Genomic DNA, 23,837 nt, shown 5'->3' on the forward strand with positions numbered 1-23,837 from the left:
TGTCTACGCCGCGCCGCTCTTCGGAATGGTGCGGCCGATGACGCGCAAAAGGTCTGCGCGCACCGACTCGATGTGACGTTCAAGGAAACGGCAGGCGTCATCGATCTTCTGGCTGCGGCACAGCGCGATGAGTTCGGCGTGTTCTTTCTCGGCGATGCCCATCGCGGTGGTGGTCGAGAGTTGCATGCGCGTGTAGCGGTCGCTGGTTTGCAGCAGCGCCATCACGATCGTCTGTGTGCGCGGCTGCCGCGCCCGGACATACATCGCCATGTGGAAATCGGCGTTGAGCTGTCCCCATTCGCTGATATTGCCGGCGGCAATCGCCTTCTCGAAGCGGTGCTGGATGTCGTTGAGTGCAGCGAAGTCGTCGTCGACGAAATGCGGCGCGGACTGCGCCAGCATCCGTGGCTCGAGGATGGCCCGGAGATCGAACACGTCGTTGATTTCGTCGAGCGACAGTTCCGAGACGATGGCGCCCTTCTGCGGGACGATCTTCACCAGCCCTTCGGCCTCAAGCTGAAACAGGGCTTCCCGCACCGGAATCCGGCTGACGCCATAGGCCTCGCCCAAGGCGTCCTGGCGCAACTGCGCGCCGGCCGGGTGGGTGCCGTCGAGGATGGCCTGCCGGAGTTGATCCGCGATCATGGCCGACAGGGTGCGGTGCTTTAGCGGCGCGCTCATTGATTTATCGAGCCTTTTCTCTGGATTTCGGCCGGATTGATCTCAGATCTCGTCCCGTCTTCGCTGCCGCACAAAAACTCCTCAAGGCGCGAATTTGTGCAAATCAGCGTTTGACAGCGAAATTGTATAAATTATACGATCCAAAAATCATATCACAATCGTGACAGCGGGGGCAGTTTATGAGTGACCAGACGATGTCGACGGCCCCGGCCATCGGGGCCCGCCGGGTCATCCTGGTGGCGTCCGCCGGGCTGCTGGCCTTCGAGCGGCTGGCTCTGATGGGCCTGATGTATCTGCTGACGGCGCTGATCCTGGTGAATGTCGTCACCCGCTATTCGCACTTCCCGATCTACTGGATCGATGAGTCGGCGGTGTATTCGGTGGTCTGGCTGACCTTCATCGGCGCCTCCGCGATGACCCGCCTGCGGCTCGACTTTGCGGTCACCATGATGACCGAACGTCTGTCGGCCAGAAGCCAGCAGATCTTCAAGATTATCGCCACGAGCACGGTGATCGTGTTCGGTGTCGGCCTGATCGTCACCTGCATGCTCTGGATGGACCCGATCGGCCTTGCGCAAGCAGGCTTCAACGCGAAGAAGTTCGCGGGCCAGACCTTCAATTTTCTCTACACCGAGCGCACCCAGACGCTGAACTGGCCGACATGGGTCCTCTATCTGACACTGCCCATTTTCGCGGTGTCGATCACCATCCATGGCATTGCGAATCTGCTCGAGGACCTCGGCCTCGTCGCCAAGGTGCCGCCGAAAGGCTTCCAGCTCTCCGAACTCGACGGGGTGAACTAATATGATCACCTTCGCCGCATTCACGGTGATCATGCTGGTCGGCGTGCCGATCGGTCTTTGCCTTTGCCTCGCCGGCTTCGTCTACATCATGGCGTCCGGCAATCCGGTGCTGTTCCAGTCCTATCCGCTGCAGCTGTTCGGCGGTGTCGACAGCTATGGCCTGATCGCGATTCCGCTGTTCATCCTGATCGGCGAGATCATGAATGGCGGTGGCATCACCAAGCGCATCGTCGACATGGCGATGGCCTTTGTCGGCTCACTGAAGGGCGGACTGGCTTACGTCAACATTCTCGCCAATATGTTCATCTCCTCCATTCTCGGCTCGGCGACCGCACAGGTCGCGATCATGGCGCAGATCATGGTCCCGGAAATGGAAAAGAAAGGCTACGACAAGACCTTCGCTGCCGGTCTCACCGCCTACGGCGGCATGCTCGGCCCGATCATTCCGCCGTCGGTAATGTTCGTGGTCTACAGCGTGCTGGCGCAGGTGTCGGTCAGCGACATGTTGATCGCGGGCATCATTCCCGGTGTCATCCTCACGGTGATGTTTTGTGTCGTCATCGCGCTGATGGGCTACGTCTACAACTATCCGCGTGCGGACTATCAGACGCCGAAACAGCGTGTGATGACCATCCTGCGCACCTCGCCGACGCTTTTGATTCCCATCGTCATCGTCGGCTCCATCCTCGGCGGTCTGGCGAACGCAACGGAATCGGCTGCCGTCGGCGCTGTCGCCGCTGCGGTCGTAGGCAAATACTGGACCAAGGAATTCGAATGGTCGCAACTGCCGCAAATGATGCTGCGCTCGGGCATCTATTCGGCGATCGTGCTGTTTCTCGTTGCCGCTGCCGCCGTGTTTTCCTGGGTTCTGATCTTCGGCAAGGTGCCGCAGGAGACCGCCGCCTGGATCCAGACAGTTGCCAAGGATCCGATCAGCTTCATGCTGATCTGCAATGTCATCCTGCTGGTCATCGGCACGGTGATCGACGGCGTGCCCGGCCTGATCATGACCGTGCCGATCCTGCTGCCGGTGGCGACCGAGATCTACCACATCGACCCACGTCACTTCGGCGTAGTCGTCGTGATCAATCTCGTGCTCGGATTGCTGTCGCCGCCGGTCGGACTCTGTTTCTTCGTCGCCGCCGCCGTCACAGGCGCCAAGCCCGGCAAGATGTTCATGGTGACGCTGCCGTTCTTCTTCATCTCATGCATCCTGTTGGTGCTGCTCTCGCTCTATCCGTATCTGTCTCTCGCCCTCATCAAGTAAGCCCCCATACCCATCAAGGAGCCTCCGTCATGACCATCTCACGTCGTCGCTTCCTCGCCGCATCGGCTGCTGCTTCGGTGTTCGCGCCGTCGCTCGCATTGGCGCAGGCCAAGGAGCTGCGTCTCGGCCTGATCACGCCGAACGGCCATTCCTGGAACAAGGCTGCGCTGAAGCTCGCTGATCAGCTCAAGGAAGAGACCAAGGGCCGTCTAACCATGACGGTGTTTCACTCCGGCCAGCTCGGCAACGAGGCGGCGATGATGCAGCAGTTGCAGACCGGCGCGCTCGATATGGGCTTCATCCAGGCTGCCGAACTCGGTTCGCGCGTGCCGCATATCGCGGCGATCAACGCGCCCTATATCGTGCGCTCCACGCCAGCCGTGGCGAAATTCGTGCGTCATCCGGCGGCCGTCAAACTGTTCGACGTGCTGCCTGCGGAAACCGGCACCATTGGCCTCGGCTGGGGCATCACCGGCATGCGCGCGGTCTTCGCGGTCAGGGATCTCAACACGCTCGCTGACATCAAGGGCATGAAGCTGCGTATCAATCCGACGCCGGTCTATCGCGACTTCTACTCATCGCTCGGCGCCGCACCGACGCCGATTCCGACGCCGCAGGTGTTCGACGCCATGTCGAATGGCCAGGTCGATGGTCTGGAAGCCGATCTGGAATTCTCCTGGAACCAGCGCTTCGACAAGGTGTCGAAGTCGATCCTGCAGATGAATGCCGTCTTTATGCCGATGGCCGCCGTCGTGTCCGGCCGCGTCTGGCAGTCGCTGCCCGCCGCCGACAAGGAGCTGATCACCAAGGCGGTGAAGTCGACGCTCGATGCGCAGATCGACGAATTGGCTGCTGGCGAGCCGGCACTGATCGAGAATTTCAAGGGCACGTCGGTGCCGGTGCGTCAGGTGGCCGTCAAGGATACCGAAGCCGTCATCGCTGAATTCGACAAGATCTGGCTGCCCAAAGCGCCTGTGCTCGCCGAGCTGCGCAAGGTCGGCGCGACGATCTGATCTTCAATTCCAACCCATCGTCCTCATCAGCCGGCGCGCTATGCGCGCCGGCATCACACGGAGTTTTGCCATGAGTCCCCGCATTTCCTGGGAAGGCGTCTTCCCGGCTGTCACTACGCAATTTCATGACGATCTGTCGCTCGACATCGACGCCACCGCGAAGGTCATGGACGGCCTGATCTGTGACGGTGTGTCCGGCCTGATCATCTGCGGCTCAGTCGGCGAGAACACCTCGCTCGAGCGCAAGGAAAAGATCGCGATCATGGAAGCGGCCAAGTCGGTCGCGAAGGGCCGCGTGCCCGTGCTCTGCGGTATCGCCGAATTCACCACGGCCTTTGCCGTGGATACCGCCAAGGAAGCCGCGCGCGTCGGCATCGATGGCATCATGGTGATGCCCGCTTTGGTCTATTCGTCCAAGCCGCACGAGACTGCCGCGCACTTCCGTTCGGTCGCCACCGCCACCGATCTGCCGGTGATGCTCTACAACAACCCACCGATCTACAAGAACGATGTCACCCCCGACATTCTCGCCACGCTGGCCGATGTCGACACGGTCGTCTGCTTCAAGGATTCGTCGGGCGATACACGCCGCTTCATCGACACGCGCAACATGGTCGGCGACCGCTTCGTGTTGTTCGCCGGCCTCGACGACGTGATCGTCGAGAGCGTAGCGATGGGCGCGGTCGGCTGGGTGTCTGGCATGTCCAATGCCTTCCCGCGCGAGGGCGAGACGCTGTTCCGTCTGGCCAAGGCCGGACGGCTCCAAGAGGCGATGGCGATCTATGAGTGGTTCATGCCGCTGTTGCATCTCGATGCGCGCCCGGATCTCGTCCAGTGCATCAAGCTGTGCGAAAACATCATGGGCCGCGGTACCGCACTGACCCGGCCGCCACGTCTGGCGCTGCTGCCGCATGAAAAGGCGGAAGTGGAAGGGATCATGACCAAGGCGCTGCGTCACCGTCCGATGCTGCCGGATGTCGGCCTCAAGGCAGCTTAACGACTCGTCGCTATCTGAAATTTATCGGCGCGTCAGTCGTGGCGCGCCGATGTCTTATATAGCGATGCCTTCGCACAGCTAGACATCTTCGTCGTCGCGATCGCGTTTCGGTGTGGCGATATCGCCGTCTTCCTCGTCGTCGTCAGGCCGCGGCGGCGTGGGGACGGGTTTTTGCTTGTCGTCCTTGGCCGGTTTGTCGTCGCGGGCTCCGCCCACTCGTCCGCTCATCATTTTCCCCGCCGGATTGCTTGTGTTGACCTCATTCTGACCGTGATTGAAGCAGATATTGCCGTAATCCCGCAATTGCCCTGTGTTTTTCCGCATGACCGTGTAAACGGGGGCGAATCCTGCCCGCTTTGAAATCGGGCGAATCTTGTTCTGGAGTGACGATGAAAAAACCGAAGTTAGAGCTCGACGAACCGCAGGCGCGCAAATTCATTCGCGCCGACAGGGCGCCGACCGAAGGTTATTCACTGGTGGTGGATGGCCATTTCAAATCCCATCACGATACGGTCGAAGCCGCGGAAGAAGCCGGCATGAAGCTGAAGAACGAGTTTCAGATGCTTCAGATCCAAGTCTACGATTCTGCGACCAAGACCCGTACCATGATCGAATGGCCTGCGCCGAGCGCGGCCTGAGATAGATCAGACCCTGCGAAAGCAGGTCCTGCGATAGTCAGGTCCTGCGGCCGCCGCTGCGCTGATCGGCGAGCCACGCTGCCAGGGCCTGTGCTTTTTCCGTCGATTTGCTTGAAGATGTCTTGCTCGAAGACGTCTTGCCCGATTTCGTTGCGGTCTTCTTCTTGGCCGGCGCGGGGGGCGATACCGCTTCGCGGGCAAGGCGCATGGCCTTCAGTCGGGCCATGTTGTCGAGTACCGCTTTGGCCGCGGCGTCGCGTTCGGATTTCGTCGCTTTGTCGTCAGTTGGCATCAGCTCGTTTTCTTTTTTCTGGTAGCTTTCGGTTTGGGTTCGGGCGGGTTGGCCAGTTCTTCGGCTTCCCTGGCAAGGCGAAGCGCGCGTAGTTCCTCGGTCCGCTTGCGGATGGCGACATCGGCGGCCGCAATGTCGGCCATCGCCTTCACGCCTTCGGCTTCCTGCGCCGCCTTGCGGGCGAGCCGGATTTCCTTCAGTTCTGCGGGTGTCTTCTGTTCCTGTTCGGTGTCCATCAACGCCTCGGGTTAGGCCGCGCGATCGGCGCGCAGCGAACTCTGTGTCATTCTTATCACGTAGATATAGGAAGCGGCACCCCTGCTGCCACCTAACTGGCCGCTGCAGTTAATCGCTTTGTGCCGGAAATGCGGCGAATTCGACGCGAATGAGGCCAGGTTGCGTCCGTCAGGCCTTCCTGAGACAATCCGGTGGTAATCCGGACTGCAAGAATCTCCATGATCCGCACACTGTTCAACGATGGCCCCGACAACCTGCGCGGCCGCATCATCGCCATCTACGCCATTCTGATCCCGGCCAATGTGCTGGCCTGGATATGGGCCCTGATCGCCTTCCGCGACCAGCCGGTTCTGCTGGGTACCGCGCTGCTCGCCTACACCTTCGGCCTGCGCCACGCCGTTGACGCCGACCACATTGCAGCCATCGATAATGTAACGCGCAAGCTCATGCAGTCCGGCAAGCGGCCGCTGTCCGTAGGCCTGTTTTTCTCGCTCGGTCACTCCACTGTGGTCGTCGTGGCATCCATCTTCGTGGCGCTGGCAGTGTCGGCACTGCAGGAGAAATTCGCGGACTTCAAGGAAATCGGCGGCCTGATTGGTACGAGCGTCTCGGCTTTCTTCCTGCTGATCGTGGCAGTGGCCAATATATTCATTCTCGTATCGGTGTATCGGCTGTTCAAGGCAGTGAAGCGCGGCGAGCGATTCATCGATGAAGATCTCAATGTTTTGCTTTCGCAGCGCGGCGTCATCGGCCGCATGCTGCGTTCGGTCTTCGCCGTGATCTCGAAGAGCTGGCACATGTATCCGCTCGGCATCCTGTTCGGCCTCGGCTTCGACACCGCGACCGAAATCGCGCTGCTGGGTATCTCCGCCTCGCAAAGCGCCGATGGCATGTCGATGTGGTCGATTCTCGTGTTTCCCGCACTGTTCACGGCGGGAATGTCGCTGGTCGATGCGACGGACTCGGTCTTGATGGTGCGCGCCTATGGCTGGGCTTTCGTGAAGCCGATCCGCAAGCTGTATTACAACATGATCATCACGCTGGTGTCGGTGATCGTGGCGCTGGTGATCGGCGGCGTCGAGGCGCTCGGCCTGATTGGCCGCAAGCTCGATCTGTCAGGCAGCTTCTGGGACGGCATCGAGGCGCTGAACGAGAATTTCGGTGCGCTCGGCTATCTCATCATCGCGATTTTCATCCTGAGCTGGATGATCTCGGTGATCGTCTATCGCGTCAAAGGCTATGACGACATCGAGGTACGGGTTCACGAGGCCTGATGCGGCGTCGCTATTTGGGCGTCATCTTTTCCAGCGCTGCGCGCTTCCACAGATCCCAGGCCCGGCCATGGATCTGGTCGATCACAGCCAGCGTTTTCTGGCTTTCCTCGCCCAGCAAATAGCTCACCGATCCGCCGAGCGCGAGCGCCTGTGACTGCAACTGTGCATTCACGTTGCTGTAATGAGCGCGAAATACCGCCATTGGAAGGGTGGCTGCCACGACGACACTGCCATGGCCTCGCATCAGCGCGACGCTGCGGTCGCCGAGCGTACTGGCCAGCACCTTGCCCAGTTGCGTGTTGCTGACCAGCATGTTGCTCATGCCGGCGCTATCGCGGATCTCGAACACCGGCACGTCGGGAAACAGGAAGGCGCCGAGGTGGAACACCGGCCGCAGCGGCGTGCTGCTGACGCTGAAGGGGATGATCCCCGGCGAATGTGTATGGACGATGGCTTTGACGTCGGGCCTGGCCTTGTAGATTTCGCCATGGATGAAGCGTTCGAGGAAGCTGGCGCGTCCCTTTGCATCGACCGGATTGGAATCGAGGTCGTATTCCATGATGTCGTCGGCGGTAACGAGCGCCGGGGCCACGGAGCGCCCCATCAGGTAACGGTTGGGGTCGGTCGGATGGCGCATACTGACATGGCCGAAACCGTCGATCACATTGAGATCGGTGAGGACGCGGTTCGCCACCACGAGGTCTTGCATCAACGCTGGATCGACGGGGCCGGCAGATGTTGGTGCTGGGGGCTGTGCTGCGGTTTGTGCGGAGGCCGGTTGCAGGGAAAGTGCGAACACCATTGCCAGCAGCATTGGCGCAGCCGATCGTGTCGACGCCATTATAGTCTCCCCCTGTCGAGTGGCGGGTTGGTCCGCCTTGCTCGCTATATCATGCGGCCAACACCGGGCCGCCAGCTTTCTTCCACGCATCGATGCCGCCGTCCAGATGTGCGGCATTGTCGATCCCTGCATCCTTCGCGGCAGTGACGGCCATGGCCGAGCGTTCGCCGAAGGCGCAGAAGAACACGATGCGGCGCTTGGTGGCAGTGGCGACCTCCCGCAACATGCCGCCGGGCTTGAGGCTGTCCGATATCGACGGGTAGGGCGCATGCAGCGCGCCAGCGAGCACGCCGTGCTTGGCGCGTTCGCTGCTCTCGCGCAGATCGACCAGCAGGATGGCGGGATCGCCGAGATGAGCAATGGCCTCCCGCGGAGACAGCGCAAGGCCTTGCTTCTTCAGTGCGTCCGGCTTCAGTCCGACCTTCATATTGGCCGGGATCACCACATCCATCAGCTTCGGGTTCGGCAGGTTGAGCTTGCCCATTAGCTCGATGTAGTCCTCCACGGACTTCACCTGCAGCCGCGGATTGTAGCGCTTCTCTTCGCCGATGGTGCTCACGGTGTCGCCCTTGTAGTCGTGCGCCGGGAATACCATCGTCTCGTCGGGCAGCTTGAGCAGGCGATTGAACAGTGAATCATATTGCGCCCGCGCGCTGCCGTTCTGGAAATCGGTACGGCCGGTGCCGCGGATCAGCAGCGTGTCGCCGGTGAAGACGCGGTCGCCCATCAGATAGCTGTAGGAGTCATCGGTGTGGCCGGGCGTATACATCACATCGAGCTCGACGCCTTCGATCGTCACCTTGTCGCCGTCGCTGACACGCATGGCGACGACGTCGGCCTTGCTCTGATCGCCCATGAGGGTGACGCAATGGGTGCGATCGCGCAGTTCGGCAAGGCCGGTGACGTGGTCCGCATGGAGATGCGTATCGATCGCCTTCACAAGCTTCAGGTCGAGCTCGCGCAGCAACTGACAGTAGCGATCGACCTTTTCCAGGACAGGATCGAGGATCAGCGCCTCGCCGCCGTGGCGGCTGGCAAGCAGGTAGCTATATGTGCCGGACACACTGTCAAACAGCTGGCGGAAGATCATGGGCGCACCAATTCTGCGTGGTCGATCCTTCTTCAGATCGTGTATTCGTCAGAATATTAACCCATTTTGATGCGTTTGGACGACATCTTTCTTCTCTTGTTCGTGAACGCAAGTTCGAGATACTGCCCGCAGCAGTGAGGGCCTGATGGCGGAATATGTGGTCGAGTTCGGTCGGGATGGCCGGCGCGTGGAAGATGATGGCCGGCTCGATGCCGCAGCTTTCCATCGCAACCACGAGGCGATCTGGCGGGTTCTTGCGACTTTCCTGCAGCAGGCTTGCGGCGATGTTGTGGAAGTCGGCAGCGGCACCGGCCAGCATGTCATTCACTTCGCTGGACAAACGCCCGACATCACCTGGTGGCCGAGCGACCTCAACGATGCCCATCTCAAAAGCATTGCCGCCTGGCGCACCCATGCGCAATTGACCAATGTCAGGCCGCCGCTGCGGATCGATCTCTTGGATCCGGCGTGGTGCCCGGAGATGGAGAACGGCAGCGGCCCGGGGGCGCTGCTCGCGGTGTTCTGCGCCAATGTCGTCCACATCGCGCCTTGGCCCGTCGCCGAAGGTTTGATCGCGGGCGCTGCAAAATATCTGCGGCCGGATGGACGTCTCTTTATCTACGGCCCGTTCAAGCGCGGCGGCAAACATACGGCCGTGAGCAATGCCGTGTTCGACACCAGCCTGCGCGACGGTAATCCTGACTGGGGCGTGCGCGATGTCGAGGATCTGGAGCACGTCGCGCAGGGCGGCGGCCTTCGGCTGGCTGAGGTCATCGAGATGCCCGCCAACAATCTGATGCTTGTATTTGCCCGGTTGCCCGGATGATCGGCGCATGGTGCGTGCGCGCTGGCGTGTGTTGATCTGCCGCAGGGCGGTCGTCATAGTCGCGCTGAACAAAGGCCCCGGGACGAACCGGGCCACATCCGGGCGGACTTCCCCATGATCGACGCGGCTACCCCAGAGATTCACGATGACGCGCGCGCACGCTCCAACGTGATCAGGCTGGCGGCAGCGCAGGCGCTTGGCGGCGCCAATTCGGCTGTCATCTTCGCCACCGGCGCCATTGTCGGGGCGACGCTGGCGCCGAGCGTGTCGCTCGCGACGGTGCCGATCTCGGTCTATGTCGTCGGACTTGCCTGCGGGACGCTGCCGGTCGGCATGATCTCCCGCGCCTATGGCCGCCGCGTCGCCTTCATCATCGGCAGTGGCGCCGGTGCGATCTGCGGCCTGCTCGGCGCCATCGCGATCCTGAAAGCATCATTCGCACTGTTCTGCTGCGCGACATTCTTCGGCGGCTTCTACGGTGCTGTCGCGCAATCCTATCGCTTCGCCGCCGCCGATGGCGCCAGCCCGTCCTATCGTCCGAAAGCCGTCTCCTGGGTGATGGCTGGTGGCGTATTCGCCGGCGTGCTTGGCCCGCAGCTCGTGCAATGGACCATGGATATCTGGTCGCCCTACCTGTTTGCTGCGAGCTTCGCGGCGCAGGCGATGGTTGCCCTGATCGCGATGGCCTTGCTCTCCACGGTGGATGCGCCGAGGCCCGCGCCCGCGGACATGCATGGCGGCAGGCCGCTGCTGGAGATCGTGCGGCAACCGCGCTTCGTCGCGGCCGCGATTTGCGGCGTGGTGTCCTATTCCATGATGAACCTGGTGATGACCTCGGCGCCGCTGGCGATGAAGCTTTGCGGGCTGACGCTGAGCGATTCCAATTTCGGCCTGCAGTGGCACATCGTGGCGATGTATGGGCCGAGCTTCTTCACGGGATCGTTGATCGCACGCTTCGGCGCGTCGAAGGTTGTGGCCGCAGGTTTGGCGCTGGAGGCGATCGCCGCGGTGATCGGCATCGCCGGCATCAGCGCGATGCATTTCTGGGTCTGTCTCGTGGTGCTTGGCCTAGGCTGGAATTTCGGCTTCATCGGCGCATCCGCGCTGGTGCTCGAAACCCATCGGGCGCAGGAGCGCAACAAGGTGCAGGCCTTCAACGACTTCCTGGTATTCGGCCTGATGGCGATCGGTTCGTTCTCGTCCGGCCAGCTGCTGGCGAATTATGGCTGGCCCACCGTGAATGCCGTGGTCTTCCCGCCGGTCATTCTCGGCCTGGTCGCGCTGATCATGGCCGGCTTCGTCAAGCGCCGGGCGTCGCAGCAGGCCGCGGCGTTTCCCGATCCGGCTATCTAACCAAGGCGCATCACACACTTGCCGGCCGGGCGATCACCATCGCCCAAGCTGGCATTTGTGAACGACACTCTGGGACGTCCGGACGTCGTCAGGCCGTTCCTGTGTTTCCAGTGATCGAGGCAGCCACCAGTTTCTGGGTGATGCCTTGTCCGCTCAGCAGGCGGACAGCCGGACTTCTTGTTTCGGGAAAGATGGCCAGCAGGGTGTTTGACCCTTTCACTTCAGACCAGCCAAGCTCCTGCGCGTGAATCGCAGCACGCTGAGACACACGCACAAATGCTGCCGTCGGCTGGCCATTCTTGCCGGTCTCGATCATCAGATTTTTCAGTTCCTTATCGAGGTAGCGGATCAGGTCGGCTTTCAACGTGCCGAAATCGGCATTGCATTCCCGCAGCACCGCGGCGGCATCGGTGTCATCGACCAGTGCAAGTAACAGGTGCTCCAACGTTGCATATTGATGGCCTCTCTGGTCGGCATATTCGATAGCGCGTCGCCGTGTCGCGTGAAGCGCGGACGAAAGCGGCAGCGTCGACAGGTCGATAAGGGCATCGGCGCTTTTCAGCCTCTTTACAGGGTCGAGAGTCGCCAGCAGCTTCTGCTTTTCGCTGATCGGCAAGACGATATGCGAGGCGATGACGTCGGCAACCCGTCCGGGGTCGAGGGTTCTCTCCAGCGGTGGCCAAATCGGTGGCACGCGAATGTCGTGAGCCGAAACGTAGCTCTCGAACCGCTTGACTGCCTGCTGGATCAGTTCGGGCTCATCAGGAATCGGACCCTCACTCACGCCTGTAACATCGGCTCTATACGAGCCAGTCTCGCCTACGAAACGCTGAATCACGACGCGTTGACGCCCCTGTGCCAGAACTCTGAGCGTGCCGTCATCAAGCCTTTGAATTTCAAGCAACTGGGCGAGAACGCCAATGTCGTAGATGTCCTCGAAGCCAGGTTCGTCAACAGTTTCGTTCTTTTGAATAGCAAGCACGACCTCCCGCTGCCGCGCGAAGGCATCTTTCAGAGCGAGTATTGTTTTCTCCCGCCCGACAAAAAGCGGGTAGGTCGTTGTCGGGAATGGAACGAGATCTCTCAGTGGAATGGCCGGGTAGCTTGATATTCCGGTTTGAAGCTTGACGGTTGCCGTTTCCGGAGACGTTCGACCGACTTGCAACATCGCGGACAAGGTATTCCAGTCAGCGACACCCAATACTCTCGATATCAGCTCCAGGCTTTCGCTGTGACTGATCGTGACGGCTTTGGTGGTGAGGTTTTCGCGCAGGGTCTGTGCCATAGCTTTTGCATCGCGAAAATCGCGCATCTGTTTCGTCCTTTGCATGAGCGAACCAGGAGGCATCAGGTGGTTGCGTTGCTGACCCGGTCGCTCGGACAAAGGGTGTCGGCAAAGGAAGCGATACGTTCACCGTCCCGTTCAGGGCGCAACCGGCAGGTCGTATCAACCAAGGTAAAATTGGCTCAAACGCGCCTAGCTGTCAATGAGGTGCAACTGTCGGCTGCGTTCACGCGACAGTGAGACTTGTATCAGTCGACATCGGCCAATTGGTCCGCGGTCTCGAACGCATCGCGCGGCCATGAGATTTGCACCACCGCGCCGTGATCGGGAAAGACACGATTGCTGAACGTTACCCTGGCGCCGGTACGCTCGAGCAGCGTGCGCGCGATGAACACGCCGAGGCCGAGGCCGCGGTGTTCGCCCTCCTCGGCGGGGCGCCGACGCGACAGATAGGGCTCGCCGATCCGCTTCAGCAGGTCTGGCGGAATGCCCGGGCCATCGTCCGAGATCGAGATCACGATACTTTCCGCATTCCACCAGGCGTTCACCTCGACCTGCTCCCGCGCGAAATCGACCGCATTCTCCAGAATGTTGCCGACGCCGTAGAGGATCGCCGGATTGCGCATGCCGGCCGGTTCGGGCGCGTTGGCGACGGCGATACGTATCTTGATGGCAATGCCGAAATCGCGATGCGGCGCCACGGCCTCCTCGATCAGCTGCGAGAGCGGCATGCGGTCGAATGGCGCGCCGCTCGAATTCAGCTGCGTGATCTTGGACAGAATCTCGCGGCAGCGCTGCGCCTGTTCGCGGACGGTCTTCAGGTCGTCGGCGAGTTCCGGATTGTTGTGGATGTTCTTCTCGAGCTCGCGGGAGATCAGGAAGATGGTCGAGAGCGGCGTTCCCAATTCATGCGCGGCAGCAGCGGCGAGACCGTCGATCTGGGTCAAATGCTGCTCGCGCGTCAGCACCAGTTCGGTGGCGGCAAGCGCATCCGAAAGCTTGCGGGCTTCCTCGGTGACCTGAAACGCATAGAGGCTGGTCACGCCGATGGCGGTCAGGATCGAGAACCAGACACCAAGCAGATAGATCTGTGGCAGCACCAGCGGTTCTGCGGAGTCCCACGGTAGCGGCAGATGAAAGAAGGCCAGCACGGTGGCAGAGGCTGCCGCGAGAACGCCGAGCGCGATGGTGAAACGCGTCGGCAGTGCCGTCGCCGAGATCAGCACCGGTGCCAGAAACAGGAACGAGAACGGATTTTGCAATCCGCCGGTGCAGTAGAGCAATCCTGCGAGCTCGATGATATTGAGGGCGAGCAGGGCCGCAGCGAAGAGCGGTTCCAACCGGTGGACCGGATTGAACAGCGTCTGCAGCACGAGATTGAGGGTCGCCGACAGGCCGATGATCGTCACGCAGGGAATGATGGCGACGTCGTATTCGAGCCCCTGCACCACGACGAAGATCGCCGCCAACTGGCCGAGCGCAGCGAGCCAGCGCAAACGCAGAATCGTGTCGAGACGAACATAACGGCGCGGCTGGCGAAAGTCGGAGGCGGAAATATCGGTCATATCAGGACATTAGACGCCCCGGGCGATGACTACAAACCCATGCGGGCTGCGGCCACTTGAAGCGCCCAAGCTTGCCTTCGCCGCCACAATGCCGCATGGAACGGCAGCAATGACGATTGAAGACACCAAGTCAGGTCATGCGGCGACGGTTGATCGCAATGCTGCGGCGGCGATCGACGTCGCTCATCTCGTCAAATTCTACAAGACCAACTGCGCCGTGGATGACATCTCGTTCAAGATCGCGCGCGGCAGCATCACCGGTCTTCTGGGCGGCAATGGCGCGGGCAAGACCACCACCATCGCCATGATCATGGGGCTGACGCTGCCGACCTCGGGAAAGGTGTCGGTGCTCGGCTGTGCAATGCCGGCGCAATCAGCCGAAGTACTCGGTCGGATGAATTTTGAAAGCCCTTACGTCGATATGCCGATGCGGCTCACGGTCCGGCAAAACCTCACCGTGTTCGGAAAGCTCTATGCCGTGCCGGACCTCAAGGGCCGCATCGCGCAACTGGCTGAAGATCTCGACCTCACCGATTTTCTCGACCGCGCCAGCGGCAAGCTGTCGGCAGGCCAGAAAACCCGTGTCGCGCTGGCCAAGGCGCTGATCAACGCGCCGGAGCTGTTGCTGCTCGATGAGCCAACGGCCTCGCTCGACCCGGATACCGCCGACTGGATCAGGCGACATATCGAGACCTATCGCAGGGGCCATAACGCCACGATCCTCCTAGCGTCGCACAACATGCTGGAAGTCGAGCGGCTGTGCGACCGTGTCATCATCATGAAGAAGGGCCGGATCGAGGACGACGACAGCCCCGAGCAGATTCTGCTGCGCTATAACCGCACGACGCTGGAAGACGTGTTCCTCGACGTCGCACGCGGTCGCGACCGGGAGCAGGCGCCATGAGCCTCGTAGAGCGGTCACACGGCATCGCCATGCATCGCATCAATGCGATGGTGCTGCGCTACTGGTATCTGCTGGTGTCGTCGTGGCCCCGCATGCTGGAGCTGGTCTATTGGCCGGCGCTGCAGATCATCACCTGGGGCTTCCTGCAGAATTACATCTCGCAGAATGCCGGGTTCTTCGCCCAGGCCGGCGGCACGCTGATCGGCGCGGTCATCCTGTGGGACATCCTGTTTCGCGGCCAGCTTGGTTTCTCCATCTCCTTCCTCGAGGAAATGTGGGCGCGCAATCTCGGTAACCTGATGATGAGCCCGCTGAAGCCGATCGAGTTTCTGATCTCGCTGATGATCATGAGCCTGATCCGCCTCGCCATCGGCATCATCCCGATGGTGATTCTGGCAATGTTCTTCAAATTCAACCTGTTCGCGCTCGGCCTGCCGCTGATCGCGTTCTTCTGCAACCTGATCTTCACCAGCTGGTCGCTCGGTATCTTCGTGTCGGGTCTGGTGCTGCGCAACGGCCTCGGCGCCGAGAGCATTGTCTGGACGCTGATGTTCGGGCTGATGCCGCTGGCCTGCGTCTACTATCCAGTCTCGGTGCTGCCGACGTGGCTGCAATATGTCGCCTGGGCCTTGCCGCCGACCTATGTGTTCGAGGGCATGCGGGCGCTGCTGTTCGATCACACCTTCCGCGCCGACCTGATGTTGACTGCGCTGGCCATCAACGTCGTGCTGTTTATTGTTTCATTCGCGATATTTCTTGGGCTTTTGAACAGCGCCAGGCGCGCCGGAACGCTGATCTCCGGCGGCGAATAAGACCATTTAGCAAGGGATAACCGCCGTTTTTACCGCCAATGGCCTGAAAGCCATGCGTGCGGCGCATTGACGCTTTCTTACGCAGACACCAGTATATACTGCAGCGCAAAAGCAGACGCTCAACGAGTGAGGACAGATGCCGATAGGTGAATTTGGCAGGCCGCCAGCCCTGCCGTCCGAGACGAGCCCGGCTCTGACCACCCCGATGTACTGGATGTATGAGATGGCCTACGCGTCGCTCAATCCGGCGCGCGCGATGACAGACGCTACCAGGATGCTGTTTCAGAATCCGCTGAATCCGTTCTCGCAGACCGAGTTCGGCAAGTCGGTGACGGCGGGCTGCGAATTGTTCGAACGCACCACGCGCCGCTACGGCAAGCCGGAATGGGGCCTGCACGATACCGACGTGAACGGTGTGCGAACGCCGATCGAAATCCGTTCGGTGTGGGAAAAGCCGTTCTGCCGTCTTCTCTATTTCGATCGCAAACATCCGCGTCCGCTGCGCGCACCGCAGCCGCGCGTGTTGATCGTGGCGCCGATGTCCGGCCACTACGCGACATTGCTGCGTGGTACCGTCGAGGCCTTCCTGCCGACCCATGAGGTCTACATCACCGACTGGTCGGATGCGCGTCAGGTACCTCTGGCCGCGGGCCGCTTCGATCTCGAAGACTACATCGACTATGTGATCGAGATGTTCCACGTGCTCGGCGGCAACGTCCATGTTCTCGCCGTCTGTCAGCCCGCCGTGCCGGTGCTTGCTGCGGTGTCGGTGATGGAAGCCGAGAACGATCCCTATGTGCCCCTGTCGATGACGCTGATGGGCGGCCCGATCGATACGCGCCGCAATCCGACCGCTGTGAACAATCTCGCTGCCGAAAAAGGCATGGATTGGTTCCGCAACAACGTGATCACCAAGGTGCCGTTTCCGCATCCAGGTATCATGCGCGACGTCTATCCAGGCTTTTTGCAGCTCAGCGGCTTCATCAGCATGAATCGCGACCGCCACGTGGAAGCACACAAGAAGCTGTTCGAGAACCTGGTGAAGGGCGATGGCGATCTCGTGGACAAGCATCGCGAATTCTACGACGAATATCTGGCGGTGATGGATCTGACTGCAGAGTATTACCTGCAGACCGTCGATACCGTGTTCGTCAAACATGCGCTGCCGAAGGGCGAGATGACCCATCGCGGCAAGCCTGTTGATCCGTCGAAGGTCGTCAACGTTGCGCTGATGACCGTCGAAGGCGAGAACGACGATATTTCCGGCCTCGGTCAGACCGAAGCGACGCATATGTTGTGCAGTTCGATCCCCGATGAGCGTCGTGTGCATTACGTTCAGAAGGGCGTTGGACACTACGGCGTGTTCAATGGATCGCGATTCAAATCTGAAATCGTGCCGCGCGTGTCTGACTTCATGCTGAGCGCAGCAAGCGCGCGCCATCGCGCCGCTGCTGCTGAGTGATTCAACACGCGCACATGCGGTGACGATGCATCGTCATCGCATGTGCGCGATCACCATCGATGAATCGAAAACAACATCGTTGAAATGCGCAATCATCGCCTGTGAGTTGTGGCGTCGGAGCTTTCTAAGCCCTTGAAAATAGGCATGGAAACCGGATTTTCCGCCTATTTCTAGCAGCGGTGCGCGATTCACTCTTAGATTCCGAAATTCAACGTTCTTTTGAATCCAGATTCCTGTTCCGGACCCCATCCGGTAGGGGACAAATCGCCTTTTGACCCCGTATATTGGGCAAATGATTTGTTTTTGCGCCGAGCAATTCCCGTGGCGGCGGTTATGGCAGAATCCGGTCGATCTACTGACGACCGGGACTACTGACATGGCCTTCCGCGCACTTCTCTACCGCCGCCCCACCGAACCAGACACGCTTGCCGTCAAACACGGCTCCCAGATCTTCGCCATACGCCTGCGCAGGCACCGCCGTGCGACGCGTTATACGCTGCGCATTCATCCGAGCGAGCGCGAAGCCATCCTGACCATGCCGCCGCGTGGGTCATTGGCCGATGCAAAGGACTTTGCACAACGTCATGGCGCCTGGATCGCCGCGCGTCTTGGTCGTTTGCCGAAGGCTGCACCATTCGAACACGGCACAACGGTTCCGCTGCGGGGAACTCCGCATAGAATCGTGCACCGTGCGGGGCGGGGGACGGTATGGACCGAGACCCGCGAGAGCGGCGAGAAGATCATCTGCGTCGCCGGCGATGTCGAGCATATCGACCGACGTATCCACGATTTCCTCAAGCGCGAAGCCAAGGCCGATCTCGTTAAGGCATCGAACCGCTATGCGGCGCAGCTGAACGTCAAGGTGAAGCGGATCTCGATCCGCGATCAGTCGAGCCGCTGGGGGTCCTGCACCACCGAGGGCTCGCTGTCGTTCTCGTGGCGTCTGATCCTCGCGCCGCCCTTCGTGCTGGATTATCTCGCGGCCCATGAAGTCGGGCATCTCGTCGAGATGAACCACTCGGTGAAGTTCTGGCGCGTGGTCGGGCGGATCTGCCCGGCGACCGAACGCGCCAAGGCCTGGCTCGATACCCATGGCAACGACCTGCATCGTTTCGGCGTGCAGGATTGAGCTTCCTGTCCCGGCCGCGATGTTGCGCATCGCGTGTCCGGGACATCGGCTCTATCTCCCGAACAAACGCTCCGTCAGCCAGCCATCGAGCCCGCTCGCGGCTTCCGGCCGCACGTTTTGCTGTGGCTGCTGGCGCGCGGCGGGGTAGTTGGTCTGGGTCGGTGCCGGCGGCTGCGGGCGATAGCCGTTATAGACGGGGGCGCTTGGCACGTAGCCGCGTTCCGGTGGGGCTGATGGCGACGGTGCGGGCGATCCGGGCAGCAGGCTCGACAGCGCCTGGCCAATCGGATTGGTGCTGAACGAATTCGACGGCGCCAATCCAGGCACTGGCTGCGGCTGCAGGCCCTGATGCGCCGTCTTCATGAAGCGCGACCAGATCTCTACCGGCAACCCGCCGCCGGTGGCCTTCTTGGTCGGTGAGTTGTCGTCATTGCCGAGCCAGACGCCGGTGACGAGCTGCGAGGTGTAGCCGATGAACCAGGCGTCGCGGAAATCCTGGCTGGTGCCGGTCTTGCCCGCGGCCTGCCAGCCCGGCAGTTCGGCCTTCTTGGCGCTGCCGGATAAAATCGTCTGCTGCATCATGGTGTTCATCATCGCCACGGCGCGGCCGTCGATCACCTGGCTCGCGGTCTCCGCCGGCCGCGTATAGAGCGTCTTCTTGCCTTCCACCGTGCGGATCCGGTTCACCACATGGGGCGACACGGCGAGGCCGCCATTGGCGAAGGGCGCATAGGCGCCGACCAGTTCGGTCATCGACACTTCGGAGGTGCCGAGCGCGATCGAGGCATTGGCTTCCAGCTTCGAGGCGATGCCCAGCCGATGCGCGGTGCGCACCACGCTGGCCGGGCCGACCTCGATGCCGAGCCGCACGGCCACCGTGTTCAGCGACATCGACAGCGCCTGGGTCAGGGTCACCGAACCGAAATATTCGTGGGTGTAGTTCTCGGGCTTCCAGCCCTTGATGTCGATCGGCGCGTCGGTGCGGATGGTTTCCGGCGTGAGCCCTGCCTCGATGGCGGTGAGATAGACGAACGGCTTGAAGCTCGATCCCGGCTGGCGCTTCGCGGTCACCGCGCGGTTGAACTGGCTCTCGGAGTAGTTCCGGCCGCCCACCATGGCGCGGACCGAGCCGTCCGGCGTCATCGCCACCAGCGCGCCCTGCGTGACGTTGAACTTCACGCTCTTGGCCGCCAGCTCGTCGATGATGGCGGCTTCGGCGACGCTCTGTAGCTTCGGATCGATGGTGGTCTCGACAATGATGCTCTCGTCGACCTGGCCGACGAGATCGTCCAGCACTTCGCCGATCCAGTCGGCGACATAATTCACCGTGCCGGCGCCGACCGGCTTGACGTTGTATTGCGGCACGCCGGTCGCGCCCTTGGCCTGGGCAGCGGTGATGAACTCCGCATCCTGCATCGCCGCCAGCACCACCTTGGCGCGGGCCTCCGCGCCTTCCGGATTGCGGTTCGGTGCCAGCCGCGACGGCGACTTCACGAGGCCCGCCAGCATCGCCGCTTCCGCCACCGTGACGTTCTTGGCCGGCTTGCCGAAATATTTCTGTGCCGCAGCTTCCACGCCGTAAGCGCCGGAGCCGAAATAGACGCGGTTGAGATAGAGTTCCAGGATCTCGGCCTTGGAATGCTTGCGCTCCAGCCAGAACGCCAGCTCCACTTCCTGCAGCTTGCGCGCCATGGTGCGCTCCTGCGTCAGGAACAGGTTCTTGGCGAGCTGCTGCGTCAGCGTCGAGCCGCCCTGCGACACGCCGCGATGCATCAGGTTGGTGGCCGCGGCGCGCGCGATGCCGATGGGGTCGACGCCGTAATGCGAATAGAACCGCCGGTCTTCAATCGCGATGAACGCCTTCGGCAGATAGGGCGGCAGATCCTTCAGCGACACATTGGCGCCGGCCTGTTCGCCGCGCGTTGCCAGCACCGTGCCGTCCATGCCGACGATCTGGATGGTCGGCGGGCGCTTGGGAATTTCCAGCGACTGGATCGGCGGCAGATGCGCGCCGACATAGATCACGACGCCGACAATGGCGATCGCCGCCCACAGGCCGAGCACCGCGCCCCAGTAGAACAGCCGCTTGATGCCCTTGCCGAAGCCGCCGCTGCGCGCCTTGCTGGATGTCCTGGATTTCCGCGGCTTGTCGCCGCCGCCACTATTGGACTCGCGCTTCGGCGCCTGCTTGGGCGTTTTCTTGGGCCGGTCATCGCCGCCGCCGGGCACGCGATCATCCGCCGTGAGGCGCAGATCGGACAGCGCCGCGCCGAGCCCAAAGGTCGGCTCCTTGCGCCCGCTCTTTTTCTTGCCCCACGCCATACGCAAACACCACGCCACCCGATACCGCGAGCCTAGCGGGCGCGGTTTAAGGGGCGGTTACGCAGAAGTTAACGTAAGGGAAACGCGGTTCCATCTGAGGAGCGCTGCGCGCACGTGGTCTTATGCGCGAAGCCCCCGCAAACACCGTCGTCGTCCCCGCGAAGGCGGGGACCCATAACCTCCGAGTTTGTGGTGCGCGATGAAGGCTGCGACGTTCTCGCCCTGACTATCTCTACACGTGTCTATGGATCCCTGCCCCGCGTGCGCCTTCGGCGCACTAGGCGGGGATGACAGCTGAGTATTGTGTGGCCGCACTACGCAACACACGCGCTGTGCTTCGCACTCTCGCTCACCGCTTCACTTGTCAAACAGCCACGCCATTCCCTGGAAAAATCTCACCGCCCATGCGCCGTCCGTATCGCGCCCTCAGCGCAAAGCGGGTGGACCGGTTTTCCCCCTCGTGAATGAGGGGGATGACGCGCCGAAAGGCGCAATTGGGTCGTTCTCGCGTGTCGCGCCGGCCTTGCGAAGGCCCTTGCGATCCGCGCATCGCCTTTCGGCGCGCCATCGCGGCTTTTCTGTTCGAGGGACCGCGCTTCCGGGTACTGGGCAGGACTAATGAAAGTCCTTCGTTCCGGACAGGCTTTCGCCTGCCTTCACCCGCACCCGTCCAGCCGTTTCCGGCAGAGCCCCGTAGTGGGCCCGGACGGTGACCCCCGACCTCCCGAGTCCGTGCTTGCGAGGCACGTCCGCGGGCGCCGCATCCAAACTCCACTTCGAAAGCGCCCTCGAGAAGCGCCCCTCGTGAGTAGGACGAAGGGGAATATAATCCAATTTGCGTTGATGTCAAACTTAAAGTTTTGAACCTTGCCATTGCACGGCTAGCGCTAGCCCTTTATTCTCAAAGTTCCTCTTAGCTGAGTCGATATGGCAAGCTCTGTCATTTCGCTCAATGCCGGGTGCATAGCCAGGCTGAACTGTATTGCGTGATATTCGCCGCCGGAATTCGGAGAAATTCCGAACCGGCGAGAAAGAAAGACGCTCGGTTCGGAATTTCTCCGAATTCCGGCGCGCTTAAAGTAAGAGGAAAGATGAGCCATCCGTTTTTGCACCCTCAAGGCAAGGTGCTTTTAAAACGGATGGCTAATCTATTTCGTTCAGAGCAAACGTATATTCTTCGAGATAGCAATATTGTTTTCGTTTGCGGAGGTCCGATGAACGGACCTTCGATGAGATCTCTGTTCTGCGAATACGCGGCAAAAGAATTGGTCCATCTCAGGACATTCTTGGCAGAGAACGCCGAGAAAGACTACGTCACTCATGATGAGCCAGAATTTCACAACATCGCCGAGTTCGAGGAAATTATCGCCCATGTATCGGACTGTTTGATCATCTTTCCGGAAAGCCCCGGATCGTTTGCCGAGCTTGGATATTTTTCGAAGAACGAAGAGCTCACTAAGAAAATTCTTGTTGCCCATCGGGCCGATATGCAAGGCGACGACAGCTTCATGCTTCGTGGTCCGATTAAGCTTATTGACAAGAACTCACAATTCGAGCCAACCGTTCAATTGAACTATGGTCCGGCTCCGGATTTCGGTCCAATCAAGCAGCGAATTGAAAAACGCATAACTGGGAAAAAGAGGCAAAAGTTTAAGTTTGAGAGCTTCGCAAAGCTAGATTTCCGTCAGACATTTTTTGCCATTTTTGAGATCATACGATTGTTTGAAGTTTTGACGCTGGACGCGATAATTTTTGCTTTCAGGAGTATTTTTACAAACGTCAACTCATCTCACGTCAAGCAATTGCTATCAATTCTGGTCGCAGCCGATTTGGTTAGGCGAAAAGGAGATGATCCTCAGCTTTTCTGCATAAACCGATCGTCAAAGTCGTTTATGGAATTTGATGGTTTTGATACTGACGCATTTCATCTCGAACTTGTTGATTTCTACAACGAGCATTTCCCCGATCTCGCCAAGGCAGTAGGGGAGCTAGCAAATGATCATTGAGCGAATCTCTCAAGAGACGGGCGTTAACTCGCAAGCAATCGAAGCTATCGCGCGGACAGCGAGCGCTAGATATAAAACGTATAAAATTAGGAAGCGGTCGGATGGCTTCAGAGAGATAAATCAGCCTTCACCAGCTGTGAAATTCCTACAACGATGGGTTGTCAGAAATCTAATTTCGCATTTACCAGTTCATGATTGTGTCACGTCGTATAAAGATGGAGTTGGCATATCTAAGAATGCCGAGATGCACGTTGACGGCGACTATCTTCTCAAGATCGATTTTCAGAATTTTTTTCCTTCGATCGAGCGACAAGACGTGTCGATGCTTCTTTCAAAGAACTCAGGGCTGCACAGCTTTGGCGTTTTGAGCGCTGAAGATGTTGAGGTGATTGCAGACATCGTGTGTCGCAATGGGCGTCTAACGATTGGTGCGCCTAGCTCCCCCGCTATTTCTAACGCTATTCTCTTTGAATTCGACCAGTTGGTCGCAAGCGAATGTGCAGGTCGTTCAGTTCGCTATACTAGATATGCGGATGATCTGACCTTTTCAACGAAGGATACGGATGTGTTGGAGGGGGTCCTTGATTTCGTGCGGCAGGCTTTGCATGAGCAGCAATCGCCCCAGTTGAAGATTAACGAGAATAAGACGGTCTTCACCTCAAGGAAGCGTCTGCGTATGGTGACTGGCTTAGTGCTGACGTCGGATAAAAAAATATCGATTGGACGTTCTAAGAAGCGGCAGATGAAGACGATGTGCCACCTATTTGCAACTCATAAGCTAACGAATTCGGACGCTTCCTACCTCCGAGGATATCTGTCTTACGCTGTCTCCGTTGAGCCAAGTTTCTTTGAAGCGTTGAGAAGAAAATTCGGTGACGAAGTGATACATAGAATAATGGGATTTACACTAGTAACCAGAAAATGAGATCTGTTCGGGACACTTTCTTTGCCATCATCTCACCCGCGACCTTCATGTACTTGTGTGCTTGATTTTTCGAGAGCGATGGGGGGTCTTGAAGACGATATTGGCGGTCGCATAT

At 60.1% G+C, this 23,837-nt stretch carries 23 protein-coding genes; 14 read left to right on the forward strand and 9 right to left on the reverse strand.

Going from position 1 to position 23,837, the window contains the following annotated elements; all coding sequences use genetic code 11:
* Positions 1-3: 3 nt before the first annotated feature.
* A complete protein-coding gene (locus tag AB7783_RS27030; RefSeq protein WP_441279311.1) occupies positions 4-681 on the reverse strand; it encodes a GntR family transcriptional regulator in 678 nt (225 codons plus the stop codon).
* A gap of 179 nt (positions 682-860) precedes the next feature.
* Between AB7783_RS27030 and AB7783_RS27035 the strand changes: the two genes are divergently transcribed.
* From AB7783_RS27035 to AB7783_RS27050, 4 genes are all read left to right on the forward strand, one after another.
* Complete coding sequence (locus AB7783_RS27035; protein WP_441279312.1) at positions 861-1,484, forward strand: TRAP transporter small permease; 624 nt, start codon at positions 861-863, stop codon at positions 1,482-1,484.
* A 1-nt stretch (position 1,485) separates the two neighbouring features.
* The gene (locus tag AB7783_RS27040) at positions 1,486-2,751 is read left to right on the forward strand and encodes a TRAP transporter large permease (RefSeq protein WP_093759765.1); all 1,266 of its coding nucleotides are present in this window, start codon (positions 1,486-1,488) and stop codon (positions 2,749-2,751) included.
* 29 nt (positions 2,752-2,780) lie between these two features.
* On the forward strand, positions 2,781-3,764 hold the full coding sequence (locus tag AB7783_RS27045; RefSeq protein ID WP_089262741.1) for a TRAP transporter substrate-binding protein: 984 nt from the start codon (positions 2,781-2,783) through the stop codon (positions 3,762-3,764).
* 70 nt (positions 3,765-3,834) lie between these two features.
* The gene (locus tag AB7783_RS27050; protein ID WP_231078242.1) at positions 3,835-4,761 is read left to right on the forward strand and encodes a dihydrodipicolinate synthase family protein; all 927 of its coding nucleotides are present in this window, start codon (positions 3,835-3,837) and stop codon (positions 4,759-4,761) included.
* A gap of 78 nt (positions 4,762-4,839) precedes the next feature.
* Here the strand turns inward: AB7783_RS27050 and AB7783_RS27055 are convergent, their stop codons facing one another.
* Positions 4,840-4,989, reverse strand: a complete 150-nt coding sequence (locus AB7783_RS27055; RefSeq protein ID WP_441279313.1) for a hypothetical protein — start codon at positions 4,987-4,989, stop codon at positions 4,840-4,842.
* Between the two features lie 161 nt (positions 4,990-5,150).
* Between AB7783_RS27055 and AB7783_RS27060 the strand changes: the two genes are divergently transcribed.
* Complete coding sequence (locus AB7783_RS27060; protein ID WP_441279314.1) at positions 5,151-5,399, forward strand: hypothetical protein; 249 nt, start codon at positions 5,151-5,153, stop codon at positions 5,397-5,399.
* Positions 5,400-5,436: 37 nt separating this feature from the next.
* On the opposite strand, the gene AB7783_RS27065 is transcribed toward AB7783_RS27060, so the two are convergent.
* Positions 5,437-5,691: a hypothetical protein gene (locus tag AB7783_RS27065; RefSeq protein WP_315840460.1), complete on the reverse strand. Its 255-nt coding sequence runs from the start codon at positions 5,689-5,691 to the stop codon at positions 5,437-5,439.
* Entirely contained in the window at positions 5,691-5,927 is a 237-nt protein-coding gene (locus tag AB7783_RS27070; protein WP_068732887.1) for a hypothetical protein, read from the reverse strand. Before AB7783_RS27070 ends, AB7783_RS27065 begins: the two co-directional genes overlap by 1 nt.
* Before the next feature lie 219 nt (positions 5,928-6,146).
* On the opposite strand from AB7783_RS27070, the gene AB7783_RS27075 reads away from it, so the two are divergent.
* Complete coding sequence (locus tag AB7783_RS27075; RefSeq protein ID WP_441279315.1) at positions 6,147-7,202, forward strand: HoxN/HupN/NixA family nickel/cobalt transporter; 1,056 nt, start codon at positions 6,147-6,149, stop codon at positions 7,200-7,202.
* A 10-nt stretch (positions 7,203-7,212) separates the two neighbouring features.
* Here AB7783_RS27075 and AB7783_RS27080 read toward each other — a convergent pair whose 3' ends face one another.
* Both AB7783_RS27080 and AB7783_RS27085 read right to left on the reverse strand, forming a co-directional pair.
* The gene (locus AB7783_RS27080) at positions 7,213-8,043 is read right to left on the reverse strand and encodes a class II aldolase/adducin family protein (protein ID WP_441279316.1); all 831 of its coding nucleotides are present in this window, start codon (positions 8,041-8,043) and stop codon (positions 7,213-7,215) included.
* A 49-nt stretch (positions 8,044-8,092) separates the two neighbouring features.
* Positions 8,093-9,133: an MBL fold metallo-hydrolase gene (locus AB7783_RS27085; RefSeq protein WP_441279317.1), complete on the reverse strand. Its 1,041-nt coding sequence runs from the start codon at positions 9,131-9,133 to the stop codon at positions 8,093-8,095.
* 145 nt (positions 9,134-9,278) lie between these two features.
* Here AB7783_RS27085 and AB7783_RS27090 point away from each other — a divergent pair, with 145 nt between their 5' ends.
* Both AB7783_RS27090 and AB7783_RS27095 read left to right on the forward strand, forming a co-directional pair.
* The gene (locus AB7783_RS27090) at positions 9,279-9,959 is read left to right on the forward strand and encodes a DUF938 domain-containing protein (protein WP_441279318.1); all 681 of its coding nucleotides are present in this window, start codon (positions 9,279-9,281) and stop codon (positions 9,957-9,959) included.
* A gap of 114 nt (positions 9,960-10,073) precedes the next feature.
* Entirely contained in the window at positions 10,074-11,312 is a 1,239-nt protein-coding gene (locus AB7783_RS27095; RefSeq protein ID WP_441279319.1) for an MFS transporter, read from the forward strand.
* Between the two features lie 88 nt (positions 11,313-11,400).
* Here the strand turns inward: AB7783_RS27095 and AB7783_RS27100 are convergent, their stop codons facing one another.
* Positions 11,401-12,624 (reverse strand): LON peptidase substrate-binding domain-containing protein, encoded by a 1,224-nt coding sequence (locus AB7783_RS27100; protein ID WP_184513231.1) that lies wholly within the window; start codon positions 12,622-12,624, stop codon positions 11,401-11,403.
* 221 nt (positions 12,625-12,845) lie between these two features.
* Positions 12,846-14,162 (reverse strand): ActS/PrrB/RegB family redox-sensitive histidine kinase, encoded by a 1,317-nt coding sequence (locus AB7783_RS27105; protein ID WP_089262725.1) that lies wholly within the window; start codon positions 14,160-14,162, stop codon positions 12,846-12,848.
* Positions 14,163-14,271: 109 nt separating this feature from the next.
* Between AB7783_RS27105 and AB7783_RS27110 the strand changes: the two genes are divergently transcribed.
* The 4 genes from AB7783_RS27110 (at position 14,272) to AB7783_RS27125 (ending at position 18,469) form a co-directional block, all read left to right on the forward strand.
* On the forward strand, positions 14,272-15,066 hold the full coding sequence (locus AB7783_RS27110; RefSeq protein WP_089263642.1) for an ABC transporter ATP-binding protein: 795 nt from the start codon (positions 14,272-14,274) through the stop codon (positions 15,064-15,066).
* The gene (locus tag AB7783_RS27115) at positions 15,063-15,878 is read left to right on the forward strand and encodes an ABC transporter permease (protein ID WP_120288282.1); all 816 of its coding nucleotides are present in this window, start codon (positions 15,063-15,065) and stop codon (positions 15,876-15,878) included. The genes AB7783_RS27110 and AB7783_RS27115 overlap by 4 nt, the downstream gene beginning before the upstream one ends.
* Positions 15,879-16,014: 136 nt before the next feature.
* A complete protein-coding gene (locus AB7783_RS27120; protein WP_089262721.1) occupies positions 16,015-17,340 on the forward strand; it encodes a polyhydroxyalkanoate depolymerase in 1,326 nt (441 codons plus the stop codon).
* A 292-nt stretch (positions 17,341-17,632) separates the two neighbouring features.
* Entirely contained in the window at positions 17,633-18,469 is an 837-nt protein-coding gene (locus AB7783_RS27125; RefSeq protein WP_441279771.1) for a M48 family metallopeptidase, read from the forward strand.
* A 51-nt stretch (positions 18,470-18,520) separates the two neighbouring features.
* Here AB7783_RS27125 and AB7783_RS27130 read toward each other — a convergent pair whose 3' ends face one another.
* On the reverse strand, positions 18,521-20,791 hold the full coding sequence (locus tag AB7783_RS27130; RefSeq protein WP_441279320.1) for a transglycosylase domain-containing protein: 2,271 nt from the start codon (positions 20,789-20,791) through the stop codon (positions 18,521-18,523).
* A 1,091-nt stretch (positions 20,792-21,882) separates the two neighbouring features.
* Here AB7783_RS27130 and AB7783_RS27135 point away from each other — a divergent pair.
* Together AB7783_RS27135 and AB7783_RS27140 are read left to right on the forward strand one after the other, a co-directional pair.
* Positions 21,883-22,797 carry a retron St85 family effector protein gene (locus AB7783_RS27135; RefSeq protein WP_441279321.1) on the forward strand — a complete coding sequence of 305 codons (915 nt, stop codon included), beginning with the start codon at positions 21,883-21,885 and terminating at the stop codon, positions 22,795-22,797.
* A complete protein-coding gene (locus tag AB7783_RS27140) occupies positions 22,787-23,722 on the forward strand; it encodes a retron St85 family RNA-directed DNA polymerase (protein ID WP_441279322.1) in 936 nt (311 codons plus the stop codon). The genes AB7783_RS27135 and AB7783_RS27140 overlap by 11 nt, the downstream gene beginning before the upstream one ends.
* The last annotated feature ends 115 nt before the right edge of the window (positions 23,723-23,837 follow it).

The organism is Tardiphaga sp. 172_B4_N1_3, assembly GCF_052076035.1.
Lineage (GTDB): Bacteria > Pseudomonadota > Alphaproteobacteria > Rhizobiales > Xanthobacteraceae > Tardiphaga > Tardiphaga robiniae.

Excerpts from the sequence above, each read along its gene's own strand:
- AB7783_RS27030 (WP_441279311.1), bottom strand. The coding sequence starts at position 681 with ATGAGCGCGCCGCTAAAGCACCGCACCCTGTCGGCCATGATCGCGGAT.
- AB7783_RS27035 (WP_441279312.1), top strand. The coding sequence starts at position 861 with ATGAGTGACCAGACGATGTCGACGGCCCCGGCCATCGGGGCCCGCCGG.
- AB7783_RS27040 (WP_093759765.1), top strand. The coding sequence starts at position 1,486 with ATGATCACCTTCGCCGCATTCACGGTGATCATGCTGGTCGGCGTGCCG.
- AB7783_RS27045 (WP_089262741.1), top strand. The coding sequence starts at position 2,781 with ATGACCATCTCACGTCGTCGCTTCCTCGCCGCATCGGCTGCTGCTTCG.
- AB7783_RS27050 (WP_231078242.1), top strand. The coding sequence starts at position 3,835 with ATGAGTCCCCGCATTTCCTGGGAAGGCGTCTTCCCGGCTGTCACTACG.
- AB7783_RS27055 (WP_441279313.1), bottom strand. The coding sequence starts at position 4,989 with ATGAGCGGACGAGTGGGCGGAGCCCGCGACGACAAACCGGCCAAGGAC.
- AB7783_RS27060 (WP_441279314.1), top strand. The coding sequence starts at position 5,151 with ATGAAAAAACCGAAGTTAGAGCTCGACGAACCGCAGGCGCGCAAATTC.
- AB7783_RS27065 (WP_315840460.1), bottom strand. The coding sequence starts at position 5,691 with ATGCCAACTGACGACAAAGCGACGAAATCCGAACGCGACGCCGCGGCC.
- AB7783_RS27070 (WP_068732887.1), bottom strand. The coding sequence starts at position 5,927 with ATGGACACCGAACAGGAACAGAAGACACCCGCAGAACTGAAGGAAATC.
- AB7783_RS27075 (WP_441279315.1), top strand. The coding sequence starts at position 6,147 with ATGATCCGCACACTGTTCAACGATGGCCCCGACAACCTGCGCGGCCGC.
- AB7783_RS27080 (WP_441279316.1), bottom strand. The coding sequence starts at position 8,043 with ATGGCGTCGACACGATCGGCTGCGCCAATGCTGCTGGCAATGGTGTTC.
- AB7783_RS27085 (WP_441279317.1), bottom strand. The coding sequence starts at position 9,133 with ATGATCTTCCGCCAGCTGTTTGACAGTGTGTCCGGCACATATAGCTAC.
- AB7783_RS27090 (WP_441279318.1), top strand. The coding sequence starts at position 9,279 with ATGGCGGAATATGTGGTCGAGTTCGGTCGGGATGGCCGGCGCGTGGAA.
- AB7783_RS27095 (WP_441279319.1), top strand. The coding sequence starts at position 10,074 with ATGATCGACGCGGCTACCCCAGAGATTCACGATGACGCGCGCGCACGC.
- AB7783_RS27100 (WP_184513231.1), bottom strand. The coding sequence starts at position 12,624 with ATGCGCGATTTTCGCGATGCAAAAGCTATGGCACAGACCCTGCGCGAA.
- AB7783_RS27105 (WP_089262725.1), bottom strand. The coding sequence starts at position 14,162 with ATGACCGATATTTCCGCCTCCGACTTTCGCCAGCCGCGCCGTTATGTT.
- AB7783_RS27110 (WP_089263642.1), top strand. The coding sequence starts at position 14,272 with ATGACGATTGAAGACACCAAGTCAGGTCATGCGGCGACGGTTGATCGC.
- AB7783_RS27115 (WP_120288282.1), top strand. The coding sequence starts at position 15,063 with ATGAGCCTCGTAGAGCGGTCACACGGCATCGCCATGCATCGCATCAAT.
- AB7783_RS27120 (WP_089262721.1), top strand. The coding sequence starts at position 16,015 with ATGCCGATAGGTGAATTTGGCAGGCCGCCAGCCCTGCCGTCCGAGACG.
- AB7783_RS27125 (WP_441279771.1), top strand. The coding sequence starts at position 17,633 with ATGATTTGTTTTTGCGCCGAGCAATTCCCGTGGCGGCGGTTATGGCAG.
- AB7783_RS27130 (WP_441279320.1), bottom strand. The coding sequence starts at position 20,791 with ATGGCGTGGGGCAAGAAAAAGAGCGGGCGCAAGGAGCCGACCTTTGGG.
- AB7783_RS27135 (WP_441279321.1), top strand. The coding sequence starts at position 21,883 with ATGAGCCATCCGTTTTTGCACCCTCAAGGCAAGGTGCTTTTAAAACGG.
- AB7783_RS27140 (WP_441279322.1), top strand. The coding sequence starts at position 22,787 with ATGATCATTGAGCGAATCTCTCAAGAGACGGGCGTTAACTCGCAAGCA.